At 35.5% G+C, this 18,680-nt stretch carries 16 protein-coding genes; 8 read left to right on the forward strand and 8 right to left on the reverse strand.

Annotated elements, in window-relative coordinates:
* Window positions 1-51 precede the first annotated feature (51 nt).
* From BLV64_RS02535 to miaB, 7 genes are all read right to left on the reverse strand, one after another.
* Complete coding sequence (locus BLV64_RS02535) at window positions 52-330, reverse strand: co-chaperone GroES (RefSeq protein ID WP_092132040.1); 279 nt, start codon at window positions 328-330, stop codon at window positions 52-54.
* Window positions 331-477: 147 nt separating this feature from the next.
* On the reverse strand, window positions 478-828 hold the full coding sequence (gene secG, locus BLV64_RS02540; protein ID WP_092132043.1) for a preprotein translocase subunit SecG: 351 nt from the start codon (window positions 826-828) through the stop codon (window positions 478-480).
* The gene (locus tag BLV64_RS02545) at window positions 828-1,820 is read right to left on the reverse strand and encodes a tetratricopeptide repeat protein (RefSeq protein WP_092132046.1); all 993 of its coding nucleotides are present in this window, start codon (window positions 1,818-1,820) and stop codon (window positions 828-830) included. Before BLV64_RS02545 ends, secG begins: the two co-directional genes overlap by 1 nt.
* A 5-nt stretch (window positions 1,821-1,825) precedes the next feature.
* On the reverse strand, window positions 1,826-2,329 hold the full coding sequence (locus BLV64_RS02550) for an LptE family protein (protein ID WP_092132049.1): 504 nt from the start codon (window positions 2,327-2,329) through the stop codon (window positions 1,826-1,828).
* 54 nt (window positions 2,330-2,383) lie between these two features.
* Entirely contained in the window at window positions 2,384-3,646 is a 1,263-nt protein-coding gene (locus BLV64_RS02555) for a sigma-54 interaction domain-containing protein (protein ID WP_092132052.1), read from the reverse strand.
* A 12-nt stretch (window positions 3,647-3,658) separates the two neighbouring features.
* On the reverse strand, window positions 3,659-4,582 hold the full coding sequence (locus BLV64_RS02560; protein ID WP_092132054.1) for a hypothetical protein: 924 nt from the start codon (window positions 4,580-4,582) through the stop codon (window positions 3,659-3,661).
* A gap of 6 nt (window positions 4,583-4,588) precedes the next feature.
* Window positions 4,589-6,031, reverse strand: coding sequence for a tRNA (N6-isopentenyl adenosine(37)-C2)-methylthiotransferase MiaB (miaB, locus tag BLV64_RS02565; RefSeq protein ID WP_092132056.1), 1,443 nt, complete (start codon window positions 6,029-6,031; stop codon window positions 4,589-4,591).
* A gap of 314 nt (window positions 6,032-6,345) precedes the next feature.
* On the opposite strand from miaB, the gene topA reads away from it, so the two are divergent.
* From topA to BLV64_RS02600, 7 genes are all read left to right on the forward strand, one after another.
* A complete protein-coding gene (topA, locus tag BLV64_RS02570) occupies window positions 6,346-8,907 on the forward strand; it encodes a type I DNA topoisomerase (protein ID WP_092132059.1) in 2,562 nt (853 codons plus the stop codon).
* A gap of 4 nt (window positions 8,908-8,911) precedes the next feature.
* Entirely contained in the window at window positions 8,912-10,081 is a 1,170-nt protein-coding gene (locus tag BLV64_RS02575; protein ID WP_092132062.1) for a formimidoylglutamase, read from the forward strand.
* A gap of 171 nt (window positions 10,082-10,252) precedes the next feature.
* Complete coding sequence (gene porK, locus BLV64_RS02580; protein ID WP_092132065.1) at window positions 10,253-11,617, forward strand: T9SS ring complex lipoprotein PorK/GldK; 1,365 nt, start codon at window positions 10,253-10,255, stop codon at window positions 11,615-11,617.
* A 69-nt stretch (window positions 11,618-11,686) separates the two neighbouring features.
* On the forward strand, window positions 11,687-12,328 hold the full coding sequence (porL, locus tag BLV64_RS02585; protein ID WP_092132067.1) for a type IX secretion system motor protein PorL/GldL: 642 nt from the start codon (window positions 11,687-11,689) through the stop codon (window positions 12,326-12,328).
* Window positions 12,329-12,374: 46 nt separating this feature from the next.
* Window positions 12,375-13,940, forward strand: a complete 1,566-nt coding sequence (porM, locus tag BLV64_RS02590) for a type IX secretion system motor protein PorM/GldM (RefSeq protein ID WP_092132069.1) — start codon at window positions 12,375-12,377, stop codon at window positions 13,938-13,940.
* A gap of 42 nt (window positions 13,941-13,982) precedes the next feature.
* Window positions 13,983-14,882 (forward strand): type IX secretion system ring subunit PorN/GldN, encoded by a 900-nt coding sequence (porN, locus tag BLV64_RS02595; RefSeq protein WP_092132072.1) that lies wholly within the window; start codon window positions 13,983-13,985, stop codon window positions 14,880-14,882.
* Window positions 14,883-14,978: 96 nt separating this feature from the next.
* Window positions 14,979-16,022 carry an NAD(P)/FAD-dependent oxidoreductase gene (locus tag BLV64_RS02600; RefSeq protein ID WP_092132075.1) on the forward strand — a complete coding sequence of 348 codons (1,044 nt, stop codon included), beginning with the start codon at window positions 14,979-14,981 and terminating at the stop codon, window positions 16,020-16,022.
* Here the strand turns inward: BLV64_RS02600 and BLV64_RS02605 are convergent.
* The gene (locus BLV64_RS02605) at window positions 16,012-16,404 is read right to left on the reverse strand and encodes a DUF983 domain-containing protein (protein WP_092132078.1); all 393 of its coding nucleotides are present in this window, start codon (window positions 16,402-16,404) and stop codon (window positions 16,012-16,014) included. The two genes, BLV64_RS02600 and BLV64_RS02605, sit on opposite strands and share 11 nt — an antisense overlap.
* 209 nt (window positions 16,405-16,613) lie before the next feature.
* On the opposite strand from BLV64_RS02605, the gene BLV64_RS02610 reads away from it, so the two are divergent.
* Window positions 16,614-18,521 (forward strand): ABC-F family ATP-binding cassette domain-containing protein, encoded by a 1,908-nt coding sequence (locus BLV64_RS02610; RefSeq protein WP_092132080.1) that lies wholly within the window; start codon window positions 16,614-16,616, stop codon window positions 18,519-18,521.
* The last annotated feature ends 159 nt before the right edge of the window (window positions 18,522-18,680 follow it).

Raw genomic sequence — 18,680 nt, forward strand, 5'->3', positions numbered from 1 at the left:
TACTATAATTAAAATATTAATAAATTGTTTTTGTGTTTGGAATAATCAGGATTAGATTATTGCCATAATATCCTCTTCTCTCATTATTAGATAGTCGTTACCTTCTAATTTAAGTTCTGAACCAGAATATTTTCCGTAGAGTACTGTGTCTCCAACTTTAACGGTTAAAGGCTCATCTTTTTTGCCATTTCCTACTGCTACAACTGTCCCTTTGTGTTGTTTTTCTTGGGCACTATCTGGAATAAATAATCCAGAAGCTGTTTTAGTCTCTGCAGGTAATGGTTCTACTAAAACGCGATCTGCTAGCGGCTTGATGTTTACTTTACTCATTGTTTATATTTTTTATTAATTAGGTTAAATTTGTATAGAACTAATTAAGCGAAAAATGTGCCAATAGATGGGAACTGACAAACTTTCAGAAACAAAAAATGCCAACTTATAAAGTTGGCATTTTGTAATATATAAAAGAGTTTTTTTTTACTCTTCAGTCGTTGTAGATGTTTCTTCGGTTGCTGCTGGTGTAGCAGGTGTTGTTGGTAAAGTTTCGATAACTTCAGAAGTATCTAAAGCTCTAGATTCTGTCGCTCCACCAGTACGGTTAATAGCTACGTTAGATAATAAAATTAACGCAATTAAAATAGTAGCAAGTGTCCATGTGCTTTTATCTAAGAAATCGGTTGTTTTTTTAACACCACCTAACTGTTGTGTTCCTCCACCTCCAAAAGAAGAAGATAAACCACCTCCTTTAGGGTTTTGTACCATTATTACTACGACTAGTAGAAAAGCTACTACGACTATAAGTATTAAAAAAATTGTAAATACTCCCATTATTGTTTGTTATTTTGTTCTTGTAATTGTTTTATTGCCTTAATTTGGTCTGCAAAGAAACCACTTTTTTCTGGATATTTCAAAATTAAAATTTTATAAGATTGAATTGCCTTTTTATAATTGCCTTGTTCGACATAAATTCTAGCCAAAGTTTCAGTCATTAAGGCTTCTGGCTGAATCATTTGTGCTTGAGCAATATTATGATGGGAAGTGCCGGTAGCAGGAGCTTTTAGCTTTGGTTTCTTGGCGATAAATTGCTCGATTAACTCGAATTTTTTAGCTTTATCCAAAGATTCGGAATTTTCTTCTTTTTTCTCCGTTTCTATAGGGGCTTCTTCAACTTTATTGCTTGTTTTTTCTTGCGAAACAGCTTCGTTTTCCCTGTCGATAGGAGAGAATTTAGATAGGCTTAACCACTCATTAAAAGAATGTGTTTCGTTTTTATTAAACTTAAGCGGTTCGCCAAGATTTAATATTTTTTCCGGACTATCAGTGTCTGCTGATTTTTTAGCTGTTACATTGTCCGTTGTCGCGGTTTCGTTGCCTTCTACTGCTGATGCCTCTTTTTCTGACTTGCTAACAGGTTGAAAAAAATCGGCATCTAAAACCTGTGTGGTATTTGATATTTCTTCTTGGAGTTCTTCGTCTGAAAACCCTTTGCTATCCGTCTTTTTAGTTGCAGTATTAGTGGCTACAAACACATCGCTAATATCTAGCTTATGGTGTTTTATAAATTCTGATATCTTATTTTGCTCAAAGTCATCCGAGGTAATAAAATCAAAAAGAATACTACGGTCAGTAGTGTAGGCGGCAGTTGTTTTTAAAACCTGATTGTATTTAAAACTATCGGCATTTTTAAGACCCTTTAAATATAAGGCGCGAGCGGATTGGAAATACGGAAAGGTATTAATAATCCCTTTAAGCGCATCGGTTTGCGGGGCGTTAACCTTAGCGGGGTTTTGTAATAAATATGTAAACTCTGAAGTATTCATTTTATTTACCAGTTTGCTAACGAGGCATTAAAAACGTCTTGGGTAATACGTTCAAATATCTCTTCGAAAGCTGTTGTTTTAGTGCTGCCTACTAATTGCGCACTACCATTATAGTCATAGTAAAATGAGAACTTTCTTTCAAAATCCTCATCTTCTTTCTTTTTGTTGTAAAAGCGCACGTTAACACTTATAGTTAGTCGGTTTTGAGCGGCTGTGTTATTTGCGGTTGCTGTGGTTGGAGAAATACGGTATTCGGTAATCTCACCTTCGTAAACTAAATCACCATTAGAGCTTACTAAGCTTAGATTGGTTTGGTTTTGAATAAGATCGGCAAGGGCGTTTGTAAAATCACGCTCCAAACCGGGTTCTATTAAAACCGCATTATTTTGAAAATAATTTACCTGATACGTTTTAGCGTCACCGGTATCGGCACCAGTAAAAGAGTATGCACCACAACTTACTGTTGTTACTGTGACTACTAGTAATAATAAATAATTTACGTATTTCATAGCGTTATAAAAACCTAATGTACAATTAGGAGTAGGTTAAAATAGTCTGACGACTTATAAATCGAATTGTTTTATTTTACGGTATAATGTACGCTCACTAATACCTAATTCTTCGGCAGCAAGTTTACGTTTTCCGTTGTGACGCTCTAATGATTTTTTAATAAGTTCTAATTCTTTATCGTGTAAAGAAAGCGTTTCTTCCTCTTCTATTTCTTCAGCAAAATGATACTTATCGGTAGTAACAACGGTTTCCTCTTCTTTAGGTTTCTGCGGAATAGCTAGAATCTGAAGGTCTTCTAGAGCTTCTTCATAATCTTCTGTATCTTGAGTGTTACCGTAGATTTTATCTATAAGTCCTTCGTTGGATTTTTGAACATCCTTCGTATTACCCGCTTTCATCAATTCCATAGTCAGCTTTTTTAAATCGTTTAAATCAGCTTTCATATCAAATAATACCTTGTAGAGAATTTCGCGTTCACTACTAAAGTCACTTTCAGATTTCGTGTTTTTAACAACAGCTGGTAGACTAGGACTTCCACTTGGTAAATAGTGTCTTAAGGTATCGGCTGTGATTGTTCTGTTTTGTTCTAATACAGACACTTGTTCGGCAACATTTCGCAATTGTCTAATATTACCACTCCATCTAAATTTAAGTAAAATATTAACAGCATCGTCTGTTAATTTTATGGTCGGCATTTTATATTTTAAAGCAAAATCGCTAGCGAATTTTCTAAATAACAAATGAATATCTTCTTGTCTGTCGCGAAGCGGAGGGAGATGAATATCGATAGTACTTAGTCTGTAATACAAATCTTCTCTAAACTTCTCGTTTTTTATAGCTTCAAACATTTGCACGTTTGTAGCAGCTACAATACGTACGTTTGTTTTTTGTACTTTACTAGATCCTACTTTTATAAACTCTCCATTTTCCAACACACGTAAAAGACGCACTTGAGTGGTTAGGGGAAGTTCTCCAACTTCATCTAAAAAGATGGTTCCTCCGTCGGCCACTTCAAAATAACCAGAACGCGTTTGGGTAGCGCCAGTAAAAGCCCCTTTTTCATGGCCAAATAATTCACTGTCTATGGTTCCTTCTGGGATAGCCCCACAGTTAACGGCAATATATTTTCCGTGTTTACGATGAGATAGGGAGTGAATAATTTTTGGGATGCTTTCTTTTCCAACACCACTTTCTCCGGTGACTAAAACAGAAATATCTGTAGGAGCCACTTGTATTGCTTTTTCTATAGCTCGGTTTAATGACGGACTATTTCCAATAATCCCAAAACGTTGCTTTGTTGCTTGTATAGATTCCATAACGAACTAAAATTAATTCATATAATTAAAAACTTCAGACTGTGTTATTGTGGCTCCTTCGCCTAAATCTACAAAACTGTTTTTAGTTGATATTCTATTGGTAGCGATATAATTAACAGTAAATTCAAAAGTCCCTTCTGGAGTGGTGCTTGCTATCCAATTATTTACGCCGTGAAACTGAGCGATAATATTACCCGCTTGAGAATCGTAATCGTCGTTAAAAAGACTTAATAAATATTGATTGCTAAACCCTTGTTTTAAAGGGTTTGTAAAGGTGTCGTAAGCATAGGTTACTGTGGTTTCTGTTTCTCCTGTCATTGTAGAACTCGCACAATTACCATTAGGTAAATAACTAAGAGTCTCTTTTTGTAAGCTTACACCATTTTCAAAAGTTTCCTTTCTTATAAGGTTGTTGTTGCCATCAAATTCAAATTCTGTGGTCTGACCATTATCTGCATCGGTTCGCGTTGCGATGTTAGCATTATATGTAAAGGTATACGTGTAATCTTCTGTATCATCCTCAATAAAATTATATACTATTTGAGAGATGTTTTGTCCGTCGTAAGCTATAAGCGTTTCATTTGTTAGGGTACTGCCTTCATAAGACAGCAAGTCGGTAACCTGATTAGAAGCATTGGTTACGATTTCTGTTTGTGTGGTAGATGTTGTACCTAGAAAAGAAGCTTCAGTGGTAATTGCTGATGCTTTTCCGTTTGTAAATGTAAAATCAGAATCGGTAGTAATTGTTCCGAAAAAGGGCACTTGAGCATCTACATTATAAGAATAAGTTGCTAAAGTTAAGTCATCACTTGGTGTTCCAGGGTTTGTAGGCGTAAAAGGGTCTTCAGCGCCAATAATAATATCAGGATCTAGCGGTTCATTGTTACAGCTTGTAAAAGCTATTGCTAAACTTAAAAGGAATACTATTTTTTTCATATTTAATTAGTTTGAAGAAAGCCCTATAGCTTCACCAATAAGGGTGGCTTTAGTGCAATCTGTAATATTTACATTTACGAAATCACCAACGTTATAGTGTGCTTTTGGAAAAACAGCTACAATATTTTGTTCGGTGCGACCAGACCAATGGTCTTTAGATTTTTTAGACTCACGTTCTACTAAAACCTTAACTGTTTTTCCAAGGTTTTGACGCGTTCTAAATTCACTATGCTTAAGTTGAAGGTCTATAATTTCACTCAAGCGTCTGCTTTTTACGTCTTCCGGCACGTCGTCTTCTAGTTTGCGCTCTGCTAAAGTTCCCGGTCGCTCAGAGTAGGTGTACATATAGCCAAAGTTGTATTTTACGTATTCTAGTAAGGATAGCGTGTCTTGGTGGTCTTCTTCAGTTTCTGTAGGAAAACCAGCAATCATATCTTGAGATATCGCACAGTCCGGAATAATAGATCTAATGTTATCGATTAAAGTGAAGTATTCTTCTCTTGTGTGTAAGCGATTCATTTCTTTTAAAATGCGGTTACTACCACTTTGTACCGGTAAATGAATATGGTTACAAATATTGTCGTACTTCGCCATGGTTTTAATCACGTCTAAGGACATGTCTTGCGGATTCGAAGTTGAAAATCGGATGCGCATTCCTGGTTGGGCTTCTGCACAGATAGAAAGTAGTTTGGAAAAGTCTACAGCGGTTGCTTTTTGCATGTCTGAAGCTTTAACAAAATCCTTTTTTAATCCGCCGCCATACCAAAGGTAGCTATCAACGTTTTGACCTAATAAGGTAATCTCCTTGTAGCCTTTAGTCCATAAATCGTTAATTTCTTCTATAATACTTTGTGGGTCTCTACTGCGTTCTCGACCGCGTGTAAAAGGCACGACACAAAAGGTACACATATTATCGCAACCTCGTGTAATTGATACTAAAGCACTAACCCCATTAGTGTTTAATCGCACAGGCGAAATATCACCATAAGTTTCATCTTTAGAAAGTACCACGTTAATCGCATCACGACCATCTTCTACTTCTGCGAGTAAGTTTGGGAGGTCTTTATAGGCATCGGGCCCAACAACAAGGTCTACAATTTTTTCCTCTTCTAAAAACTTGCTTTTTAAACGTTCTGCCATACAGCCTAAAACTCCAACCTTCATTTTCGGATTGGTTCGTTTAACAGCATTATATTTCTCTAAACGTTTTCTAACCGTTTGTTCGGCTTTATTTCTTATCGAGCAGGTATTGACTAATACAAGATCGGCGTCTTCAAGGTTTTGTGTTGTATTATAACCTTCGTTTGTAAGAATAGAAGCCACAATCTCACTATCACTAAAATTCATAGCACAGCCATAACTCTCAATAAATAATTTTTTTGTGTTTTCTTCTTTATGTTTTAAAACAAGAGTCTCTCCTTGCTTTGTTTCGTCTATTGTTTTTTCCATAAGTATGTATTCAAATACTCAGATTTAATCCGTTTGCAAATATAGGGCTATTTAATGATGGTGACAAAGTGACAGTGTTATTATTTTTCCCTCCTAAAAGTTAAATTTTAGGCTTTATTAAAGTTTTAAAATAAAAAATGAGGAGTTGATTTTGAAAGTAATAAAGTTGAAATAGAACACGTAAATCGATAATTTTTATAAAATAAACACTTCATAATTAATGTCTTTATTAAGGAGTTGGTCGTCTTAAAAAGGATAAAAATTAGGTTCATGAATAATTTTTGATATACATTTGTAGCCATAAAACACGAAGAATGGCGAAGAATTTAGTTATAGTAGAGTCCCCTGCAAAGGCAAAAACAATTGAAAAATTTCTAGGAAAAGATTTTAAAGTTGAATCTAGTTACGGACATATTTCCGATTTACCTTCCAAGGAATTAGGAGTCGATGTAGAAGGCGATTTTGAACCAAGATACGAGGTGTCTACCGATAAGAAAGCGGTAGTTAAAAAATTAAAAGATTTAGCAAAGAAAGCAGATATGGTTTGGCTAGCAAGTGATGAGGATCGCGAGGGAGAAGCGATAGCATGGCACTTAGCAGAGTCCTTAAACCTTGATAAAGATAAAACGAAACGTATTGTATTTCATGAGATTACTAAATCGGCAATACAAAAAGCAGTAGAAAACCCGAGACAAATAGATTACGATTTAGTCGATGCACAACAAGCACGTCGTGTATTAGATAGAATAGTAGGGTACGAATTGTCTCCTGTATTATGGAGAAAAGTAAAAGGAGGCTTGTCGGCTGGTCGTGTGCAATCCGTTTCTGTACGTTTAATAGTAGAGCGTGAACGCGAAATTCAAGACTTTCAAGCGGAAGCGTCTTACCGTATCGATGCAGAATTCTCTAATGAAGAAGGGCAGTCGTTTAAAGCGAAATTGCCAAAATCAATTCAGACTAAAGAAGAAGCAGTAGCGTTTTTAGAAAAAAAGGCCAATACCACTTTTAAGGTTGCTAACTTAGAGAAAAAGCCAGCGAAGAAATCGCCAGCAGCACCGTTTACCACATCAACATTACAACAGGAAGCTTCACGTAAACTATATTTCTCGGTAAGTAAAACCATGAACATGGCACAACGTTTATACGAAGCCGGTCTAATTACTTATATGAGAACAGATAGTGTAAACTTGTCTGATGAAGCTCGAAAAGGCGCCGAAAAGGAAATTATTAAAGCCTACGGTAAAGAATACAGTAAAACACGAAATTATAAAGGGAAATCTAAAGGAGCTCAAGAAGCTCACGAAGCAATTCGACCAACAAATTTTGAAACCCATACAGTAAATTTAGAACGCGATCAAGCGCGTTTATACGATTTAATTTGGAAACGTGCTATTGCATCGCAAATGAGTGAGGCTAAACTAGAACGTACCCATGTTAAAATTGAAGCGGCATCGCACAATGAAACCTTTACAGCAAATGGAGAGGTTATTACCTTCGACGGGTTTTTAAAAGTGTACTTAGAAGGTACCGATGATGAAGATATCGAGCAAGAAGGTATGTTACCAGCAATGAAGGTTAACGAAACGTTATTGAATAATTATATTACAGCTACCGAACGCTATACTAGAGCGCCTTACCGTTATACCGAGGCTTCTTTAGTTAAAAAGTTAGAGGAGTTAGGAATTGGTCGTCCGTCTACTTATGCCCCAACGATTTCTACAATTCAGAATAGAAACTATGTAGAAAAAGGAACTATAGAAGGAGTAGAACGTAATTATACGCAACTCGTTTTAAAAGATGATACTGTTAAAGATAACACCTTAACAGAGAAAGTAGGATCGGATAAAGGAAAGTTGGTACCAACAGATATTGGTATGATTGTTACCGATTTCTTGGTAAATCATTTTGAAACTATTTTAGATTATAGTTTTACGGCTAATGTAGAAGATCAGTTTGATGATATTGCCGATGGTAAAGCCGACTGGAAAGTTGTTATGAAATCGTTTTATAAAGATTTCCATCCTAAAGTTATCGATGTTCAGGAGAATGCGGAACGCGAATCGGGAGAACGTATTTTAGGAGAAGACCCAAAAACAGGAAAACGCGTTAGTGTGCGTTTAGGTAAATTCGGACCTATGGTACAGATGGGGACAGTAGAGGATGAAGAAAAACCGACTTACGCAAGTTTAAGCCCAGATCAACAATTAAACACCATCACCTTTGAGGAGGCTATGGATTTATTCCAGTTGCCAAAAACGCTGGGGGAATATAAAGGAGAGTCTGTAGAAGTTAATAATGGACGTTATGGTCCGTATGTTAAGTTTGGGGATGCTTTTGTCTCTTTACCTCGTGGTACCGATCCTTTAAGTGTAGAATTTGATGATGCTCTGGAGCTGATTAAAGAGAAAGAGAAAGCAGATGCACCTATATATATGTATAAAGATTTACCGGTGCAAAAAGGAAAAGGGCGTTTCGGACCATTTATTAAATGGAATGATATGTTTATTAATGTGAATAAAAAATACGATTGGGATAATTTATCGGATGCTGATATTGTAGAATTGATAGAAACAAAAATCCAAAAGGAGATTGATAAAGTGATTCACAATTGGGAAGATGAAGGTATTCGCGTAGAAAAAGCACGATGGGGCCGTTTTAATATTATTCAAGGTAAAACAAAAATAGAGTTGCCAAAAACAACAGATGCTGAAGCATTGAGTTTAGATGAAGTGAAGGCTTTAATAGAGCAACAGGCACCAAAGAAAAAAGCGACCAAGAAAAAAGCGGCAGCAAAAAAAGCACCGGCTAAGAAGGCAGCAACCAAGAAAACCACAGCTAAGAAAACAGCTGTAAAGAAAACCACTACAAAAAAGTAAATTCATGAATTTTAGTTTTCTTTCGCCCGTTGCCAATGCAGTACTTTCTCATAATGAGTTGTTATCTATGCAAGCTCTAGGGCGGAAATTAAGAATACACAGTGTAGAAGAAGGAATTCCAGATTTAACAGGCGTTTCTGTAGCACTTATTGGTGTGTTAGAAAATCGTAATAGTGTCGATTATATTGGTGAGGAGTATGATTTGAATGAAGTCCGTAAAGCCTTCTATGCATTATACCCAGGAAGTTGGAATGTTACTATTGCCGATTTAGGAGATATAGAAAAAGGCGAAAGCGTAGAGGATACCTACTTTGCGTTAAAGACAACGGTGTCTATTTTAATCGAAAAAAAGATTATACCTATTATTATAGGGGGAAGTCAAGATTTAACCTACCCTATATATCGCGCATACGACAATGTAATGCCTATGGTAAATATTGTCAATGTAGATGCAAAATTTGATTTAGGTGATTCGGCAAAACCAATTAAAAATAATAGTTTTATAGGTAAGATTATTTTAGACGAACCTTATAACCTATTCAATTACGCGGCTATTGGGTATCAAACCTATTTTAATTCTCAAGAAGAGATCGATTTAATGGAGCGCTTGTATTTTGAGGCGTACCGATTAGGTGAGGTGTCTAACGATATTACTATTGTAGAACCTGTAATGCGAGATGCCAATATTGTAAGTGTCGACTTAGGTGTTTTAAAAGCATCGGAGGTAAGTTTAAAACAGCGGTTGTCTCCCAATGGACTCGATGGTAAAGAAATTTGTGCTGTATCGCGCTATGCTGGTATAAGTAATAAGGTGTCGGCATTTGGGATTTTCGACTACAAACCGTCTTATGATGATGAAATGACCGAAATGTTACTTGCGCAAATGATTTGGTATTTTATTGAAGGATTCAACTATCGTGTTAAAGATGATGACTTTGTAACCGGTAATAATCATCAAAAATACATTACTTTAGCAGAGAGTCATGAGCTGGTATTTTACAAGAGTATTAAAACAGGGCGTTGGTGGATTGAAATACCTTTTTTAGCAAATGTTAATAATAAATTAAAAAAGCACACGTTATTACCATGTACTCATAAAGACTATTTGGATGCGTGCAATAACCAAATACCTGATAGATGGTATAAAGCGTTTCAGAAAAACAGCGTATATTAGGCAACCGAATGTTATTGTTTTTTAACATTTTATTAATCGATTAATGGTATTTTAACACGATTAAATGTTGTTTTTTTTAGTAAAAAAGTTGTTTTTTAAATATTATATAAATATGTTTACGCTCTTAAAAAAAATAAGAGCAATTAATTAACCTTATAGGTATCAATAAATATGAAGAAATTTCTATTATTAACGGCAGTTTTGACACTTTTAGCAAGTTGTGGATCTAAAGACAAAGGTCAACTAGTTGGTGTGAAAGGAAAAAAATGGCATCCAGAAAAACCTTATGGTATGACATTGGTGCCAGGTGGTGCATTTATTATGGGTAAAGCTGATGATGATTTAGCTGGTATTCAGGATGCTCCGGCAAAAACAGTTACGGTAAGAGCTTTTTACATGGACGAAACGGAAATTACTAATAGTGAGTACCGTCAGTTTGTAGAATGGGTTCGTGACTCTACAATTAGAACAAAATTGGCAATTTTAGCTGATGAGGTTGGTGAAACGGATTCAGAAAACCCTGGAATTGGTCAGTTTGCTTTTAAAGGCGCTAACGAAGAGGAGATGACAGTATATGAAAAGTATATGTTTGATAACTATAGTGGCTTAGGTGAAACAGGATATGAAGGAAGAAAATTAAACAAAGAAGTTGATTTGATTTTCGATACTGCTGAATATCCAGACGAATACTATGCTGAGGTTATGGATACAATGTATCTTCCTATAGAAGAGTCTTATAACGGACAAAGAACTTGGGATGTCACTAAGTTTAAGTTTCAATATACTTACATGGATATTGAAAAAGCGGCAAAAAATAGAAACTTAAGACGTAAGGATGTTATTATGAAAGAAGAAGTAGCTATCTACCCAGATACTACGGCTTGGATTAGAGATTTCGCTTACTCTTATAACGAACCAATGCACAACGATTACTTCTGGCACGATGCGTATAGTAACTACCCAGTAGTTGGTGTTACTTGGAAACAAGCTAAAGCATTTTGTCAATGGAGAACTTTATTACACAATGAATATAGAAAAGAGAAAAAGAAAGCTTTTGTAAACTCTTACCGTTTGCCATCTGAGGCAGAGTGGGAGTATGCAGCAAGAGGAGGATTGCAAGCAGCAACATTCCCTTGGGGTGGGCCATATGCTAAAAACGACAGAGGTTGTTTTATGGCTAACTTTAAACCATTACGTGGTGACTATGCAGCAGATGAAGCTTTATATACTGTAGAAGCTGATGCTTATGAGCCAAATGATTTCAACCTTTACAATATGGCTGGAAACGTTTCAGAATGGGTAAACGCATCATACGATCCAGGATCATATGAGTTTGCATCGACTATTAATCCAAGTGTAAACGATAAAAATAATCAACGTAAAGTGGTTAGAGGAGGATCTTGGAAAGATGTAGCTTACTTCCTACAAGTAAGTTCAAGAGATTACGAATATGCAGATTCTTCAAGAAGTTATATTGGTTTCAGAACTGTTCAAGATTATATGGGAACTGAAGTTACGGCTAACTCTAGAAGATAATACAAATACATACCTACTAAAATAAATAAATCAACTTAACAACTAAAAATTTTAAAAAACTTAGAAATTATGGCACAAAAAGGAAAACTTTCAATGATGAATATGGTCTACGGACTTGGAGCTCCAATTGTAATTCTTGGAGCATTATTCAAAATCCAACACTGGCCTTACGCATCACTTATTTTAACAATAGGTATGATTGTTGAAGCTTTAGTATTTACAATTTCAGCATTCGAGAAACAAGCAGGAGATTTAGATTGGTCTAAAGTATACCCAGAATTAGCTGGAGGAGAGAGTACAGGAAGAAAAAATGCAGCTAAGGTAGAAGAACCAAAAGACGCAGATGGATTATTATCTAAAAAATTAGATAACTTATTAAAAGAAGCTAAAATTGATGGTGAATTAATGGCAAGTTTAGGTAACAGCATTAAAAACTTTGAAGGTGCAGCAAAAGGAATTTCTCCAACGGTAGACTCTATCGCATCGACTAAAAAATACGGAGAGCAAATGTCTTTAGCTGCTGCTCAATTAGAATCTTTAAACAGTCTTTATAAAGTACAAATGGATAGCGCTAGCCGTCAAGCTTCAATCAATGAAGAAACGGTTGAAAATGCTAACAAATTAAAAGAGCAAATGCAGTCATTAGCATCTAACTTATCATCTTTAAACGGTGTTTATGGAGGTATGTTATCTGCAATGAACAAAAACTAATTAGTAATTAGTACACGTAATTATTAACAAAACAAACTAATTAGACATGGCAGGAGGAAAATTATCCGCAAGGCAGAAAATGATTAACTTGATGTATTTGGTGTTTATCGCAATGATGGCAATGAATATGTCGAAAGAAGTGCTATCGGCATTTGGATTAATGGAAGCGAAGTTTGTAGAGTCTAACATGGACACTACAGAAAAAAACAGCTTGTTATTAGCCGATTTAGAAAATAAAGCAGAAGAGAAACCAGAAGACTTCGCAGTACCTGCGACTAAAGCAAAACAAGTAAGTCTTGCTTCAGATAAGTTTTTTAGATATATCGAAACTTTAAAAGTAGACTTATTAAAAAGTGGAGGTTACGAAGTAGATCCTGTAACAGGACAATTACCTTTTCAAGCAATGGATAAAACAGATATCCTTGACGAGAAATGGTTTACAGGAGATCGTTTAACTAAAGGTGGTGAAGAAGTTTTGGCTAAAATTGAAGAGTACAAAAAAGAAATTCATGCAATTTTAGGAACTGATGTAAAGTATAAAAAAGCAATTGAAAGTTTCAATAAGCGTTTTAATACTGACCCAATGAAAGATGCTGAAGGAAAAGAAATTCCTTGGTTAGATTACCACTATAAAGGGTATCCAGCAATTGCATCTTACACGAAGTTAACAGCAATGCAAAACGATGTAAAAGTAACAGAAGCAAATATGTTTAACCTTTTCTTAGGTAATACTTTAGATGCTGCTGTATCACTTAATAACTATCAAGCTATTGTACTAGCAGATAAATCAGCGTTTTTTGCTGGTGAAAAATTCTCAGGTAGAGTAGTATTAGGTAAATATGCTAATGTAACGCCTACTAAATTAGAAGTTCAAGGAAATGAAATAGAGGTTGCAAATGCAATTGATTCTACTGGAGCTGCTAAATTAGACTTTAATGTAGGTAATGTAGGAGCACATGAAATTCAAGGAAAATTTACATTCTTAGAGGATGGTAAGCCTTTAGAAATTCCTATTAAAGGTAACTATGTGGTAGTGCCACGTCCTAACTCTGCTACAATATCTGCAGATAAGATGAACGTTGTATACCGTGGAGTATCTAACCCAATGACGATTTCTTTTGCTGGTGTTCCAGATAATAAAGTATCGGCTAGTGGATCAGGACTTAAAAAAGGATCTAAGCCAGGATCTTATACTATGGTTCCAACTTCAGGAAGAGAGGTTACTATCAATGTAAGCGCTACTCTTGATGATGGTTCTAAAGCTTCAGATAAGAAAACATTTAGAATTAAAGATATCCCAACACCTTCTGGTCAATTAGCTGGAAAAACTGGATCTTTCAAATTACCTAGAAACAACGTGGAGATTGGTAAAATTGGTGCGGTCTTAGAAGACTTCGATTTCGATTTACCTTTAACAGTTACTGGATTTAAAATGAAAGTTCCTGGTCAACCAAGTGTAACGGTATCAGGAAACAGACTTAACGGTCAAGCTAAAGCAGCTTTAAGAAAAGCTAAAAGAGGTGCCGATGTTCAGATATTTGATATTAAATCAAGATCTAACGGTCCTAAAATTAAGCCAGCTGCTCCAATTATTATAGAGTTATCTAACTAATCATCCAACTTTGTAATTAATAACAATTAAATTATTTTTAGAATGAATTATAAATCTTTATTAACAGTTATTTTAGGAGTGTGTTTGTCTTCAGGAGCGTTTGCTCAGGCTAACATATTAAATGCTAAAGCTCCAGAAGAAATCGGAGTAAGAACTGAAGAACAGAAAGCGCTAGATAACGACAAACCGTTAAATTACGGGTACGTTGACGATAGAGATATTATGTTCGCTAAAATGACTTGGGAAAAAGTAGTACTAGATGAGCGTGTTAACTTCCCGTTATATTACCCTGTAGATACCAACAACATTGGTAGCGACAGAAGATCACTTTACGATGTTTTAACCAAGGCAATAGCCACTGGTAAAATTGATAAAGTATATAACGATTCGTATTTCACTGGTTTACGTACTCAAAAAGAACTTAGAGACATTACAACAAAGGTGGATACTTTAGAAATAGGGTACGACCAGTTTAATGCCGATGGTTTTGTAGATCCTGAGTATATTACAACTCGAAAAATTTCATCTTTTGATGTAAGCGCTTATTTAATTAAAGGACTTTGGTATTTCGACAAGCGTCAAGGAGAATTAAAGTATAGACTATTAGGTATTGCTCCTGCAGCACCGGATGTTAACTTTATCGATTCTAACGACGAAGCGAATAAATTACCAAACCCATTATTTTGGATTTTCTATCCGGATGCTAGAAACGTATTACACGATGCTAAATCGTTTAACACTAAAAATAGTGCCGTTCCATTTAGCTTCGATCACATTTTAAACTCAAGACGATTTAACGGTGTGATTTATAAAGAAGAAAATGTTTACGGAGATAGAACAATCGACGAGTATGTTGCAGAAAATGCTTTAATGCAATTGTTAGAGTCTGAAAGAATCAAAGAGAAAATTAGAAATTTTGAATTAGATATGTGGTCATACTAATTTGATTACTATAGTTTATAAAAGCGCCCACTTGTTAAGTGGGCGCTTTTTGTTTTTACCGCTTTCAGAATCGTTTAAATTGATATCTTCGCAGTTATGAATGTAGATTATATTATAGTAGGTTGCGGACTTGCAGGGGTCTCTTTTTGTGAGCAATTAATAGCGAATGATAAAACGTTTGTTGTAATTAATAATCACTCACAACAAGCATCCTTAGTTGCTGGTGGGGTGTATAACCCTGTTGTTCTAAAACGTTTTAGCGTCGTTTGGAAATCTGTAGAACAGCTGGCGGTTGCTCTACCCATGTACAAAAGAATTGAAGAACGCTTGAATGTCCAATTAGATTATAAAATACCCGTTTATAGGCGTTTTACCTCCTTAGAGGAGCAAAATGATTGGTATACGGCTTCAGAGCAATCTGAGCTCTCTAAATTCATGTCCGACTCCCTTATTAAGAATTTAAATCCGTCGGTGAATGCGGACTTTGGTTTTGGTGAAGTTTTAGATACGGGTAAAATTGATACCCAGTGTTTAATTGATCACTATACGTCCTATTTAAAAGAAAACAATCAGCTAGTACAGGAAACTTTCGATTTTGAAGCGATTACCTTTGGGGATACTGAAATCAACTACAAAACGATTAAAGCCAAACATATTGTATTTGCTGAAGGCTACGGTGTAGTAAACAACTATTTCTTTCCTGATATAAAATTAAAAGAAGCTAAGGGAGAGTTATTGACCATACATGCACCTGAACTTAAGATCGATTATATTTTAAAGGCGAATGTTTTTATTATACCTATGGGTAATGATCTGTATACTGTGGGTTCAACTTATAATTGGACAGATAAATCTAATACAGTTACAGAAGCGGCTAAAGTTGAGTTGTTAGCCAAACTAAAGCCGCTTATAAACTGTGATTTTAAAGTTGTTGGACAATCGGCTGGTATCCGTCCTACAGTGAGTAATAGGCGTCCAGTTATTGGTACCCACCCAGAACACCATAACGTACATATTATTAATGGTCTAGGAACCCGGGGCGTGATGATAGGGCCCTATATAGCTAAAATTCTTTATAATGCTATAGAAAATAAAGGTGCTATAGATAGTGAAATCGATTATAAACGCTTTATTTCTTAGCTTTTTTATCTAGTTTTTTATCGTAGCTTAAGAAGATGTTAATCCATATATTTCGCGACAAACGCATAATGTATGGCATGAACACTATTAAGGTTCCTACTATAGCCCAAAAGCCTATTTCCTTCGAACTGCCAAGAAATACATAACTAATTATCCAAGCGGCAGTGGCAAAAGCAATACCTACCCCATAACTCACATACATAGAACCGTAAAAGAAAGACGGTTCAATTTGGTATTTTGTATGACAATGACCGCACCTTTCATGCATTTGGAATACTTCGGTTAACACATAAGGGTTCTTGTTTTTATACATAGACTCGTTATGGCACTTCGGACAAACACCTGTGAAAATTCCGTATAATTTAGATCCTTTTTTAAACATATTATTTACGTACTTTTGCATTTTTATAATCTAAACGCGTAGTTAACTAAAAAGTTAAAGAGAACGGTGTTCTAGACTTGATTTTTTTCTTTCTCAGAAGAAAAGTTTCTCCTAACACTGGTGCTTTATAACCGCTTTTATTAAGATAGCGTTCTAAACACAAAATTAAGTTTTATAAACTGAAACTTGGTAACAATAGTTGCAAATTTATGCTAAACATACATAATTTATCCATATCATTTCAAGGCGTTTATTTATTTGAAGACATCACGTTTAAACTCGGTAACGGGGATAGAGTCGGGCTTATTGGTAAAAATGGAGCCGGAAAATCTACGATGCTTAAAATTCTATCTAAAGAGATGGAACCCGATACAGGACAAATCGCTTCTGATAAGGAACTTAAAATAGGATTCTTAAAACAAGATATCGATTTTGTACTAGGGCGTACAGTTTTAGAGGAATCTTACCAAGCCTTTACAGAAATTAAGGAGTTGGAAGCTAAAATGGAATATATAAATACGCAATTGGCAGAGCGTACGGATTATGAAAGTGAGGGATATCATGATTTGATGGTTGAGCTTAACGAGGTGCAACATCAGTATGAAATTGTAGGCGGGTATAATTACCAAGGGGAAACAGAGAAAATTCTTCAAGGTTTAGGATTTAAACGTGAGGATTTTAATAAACTTACCGATACCTTTTCAGGAGGATGGCGTATGCGTATTGAATTAGCAAAGTTGTTGCTTCAAAATAACGATGTACTTCTTTTAGATGAGCCTACCAACCACTTGGATATCGAATCTATTATATGGTTAGAAGGCTTTCTTAAAAATTATTTTGGTGCAGTGGCTATCGTATCTCACGATAAGATGTTCTTAGATAATGTAACCAATCGTACTATCGAAATTTCTTTAGGTCGTATTTACGATTATCCAAAACCGTATAGTCAATACCTAGTATTGCGCGAAGAATTACGTTCTCAACAATTGGCATCGCAAAAGAATCAGCAAAAACAAATTGAGCAAACCGAGAAATTGATCGAAAAATTTAGAGCTAAGGCAAGTAAGGCTACAATGGCTCAATCTTTAATAAAAAAACTTGATAAGATTGATAGAATAGAGGTCGATGAAGATGATAATAGCGTCATGACCTTAAACTTTCCAGTGTCTATCACACCAGGTAAAGTTGTTATTGAAGCCGAAAACCTATCTAAAAGCTACGGTAATAAACAGGTGCTTTCTGGTGTTAATTTACTTATAGAACGCGATGCTAAAACAGCTTTTGTAGGGCAAAACGGACAAGGTAAATCAACCTTGGCAAAAATATTAGTCGGCGATATCGAGCATGGCGGTCATTTAAAGTTGGGGCATAATGTGCAAATCGGATACTTTGCACAAAATCAAGCGGAATATTTAGACGGGAGTAAAACCGTTTTAGATACCATGATTGATGCCGCTAATGAAACCAATAGAAGTAAAGTACGAGATATCTTAGGATCCTTTTTATTCCGTGGTGATGAAGCAGAGAAATATGTAAGGGTACTTTCGGGAGGAGAAAGAAATCGTTTGGCTTTAGCGAAACTAATGCTTCAACCGTTTAACGTCCTGATTATGGATGAGCCTACCAACCACTTAGATATTAAATCTAAGAACGTCTTAAAAGAGGCCCTGATTAAATTTGAAGGTACTTTGATTTTAGTATCTCACGATAGGGACTTTTTACAAGGGCTAACCTCTACACTATACGAGTTTAAAGATCAAAATATTAAAAAGTATTTAGGAGATATCGACTACTACCTAGAGCAACGTAAAGTTGAAAACCTTAGGGAAGTAGAAAAACGTACGGTGGTAAAAGAAACCCCTAAAGAAACTAAGAAACAAAGTTACGACGATCAAAAACGCCTTAAATCACTTAATAATAAATTAAGTAATATAGAATCTAAAATCAGCCAATTAGAGAAAGAAATCAAAGCTATCGATGTAGAATTAGCCACTAACTATGATCAAGTCGTTTCCGATCCTAAGTTTTTTGGTGCTTATGAAGCTAAAAAGGAGAAGTTGAAGACGCTAATGGAAGATTGGGAAACGGTGCAAGAAGAACTCGACGAAATGGCCTAAAAACAGGGTGTTTTACAGGCTTTAACCGCTAATTCTCACAGGGATAATGATTTAGGGTAGTTCTGAATTGAATTTTTATTGTGCAGTTCATCGAAAAAAGTTGCAGTTTGTCTTCGTTCGCGTTATATTTGGACTCTAATAGTCTCAAATCTATAGCTT

Source organism: Bizionia paragorgiae (assembly GCF_900107625.1).
GTDB classification, from domain to species: Bacteria; Bacteroidota; Bacteroidia; order Flavobacteriales; family Flavobacteriaceae; genus Bizionia; species Bizionia paragorgiae.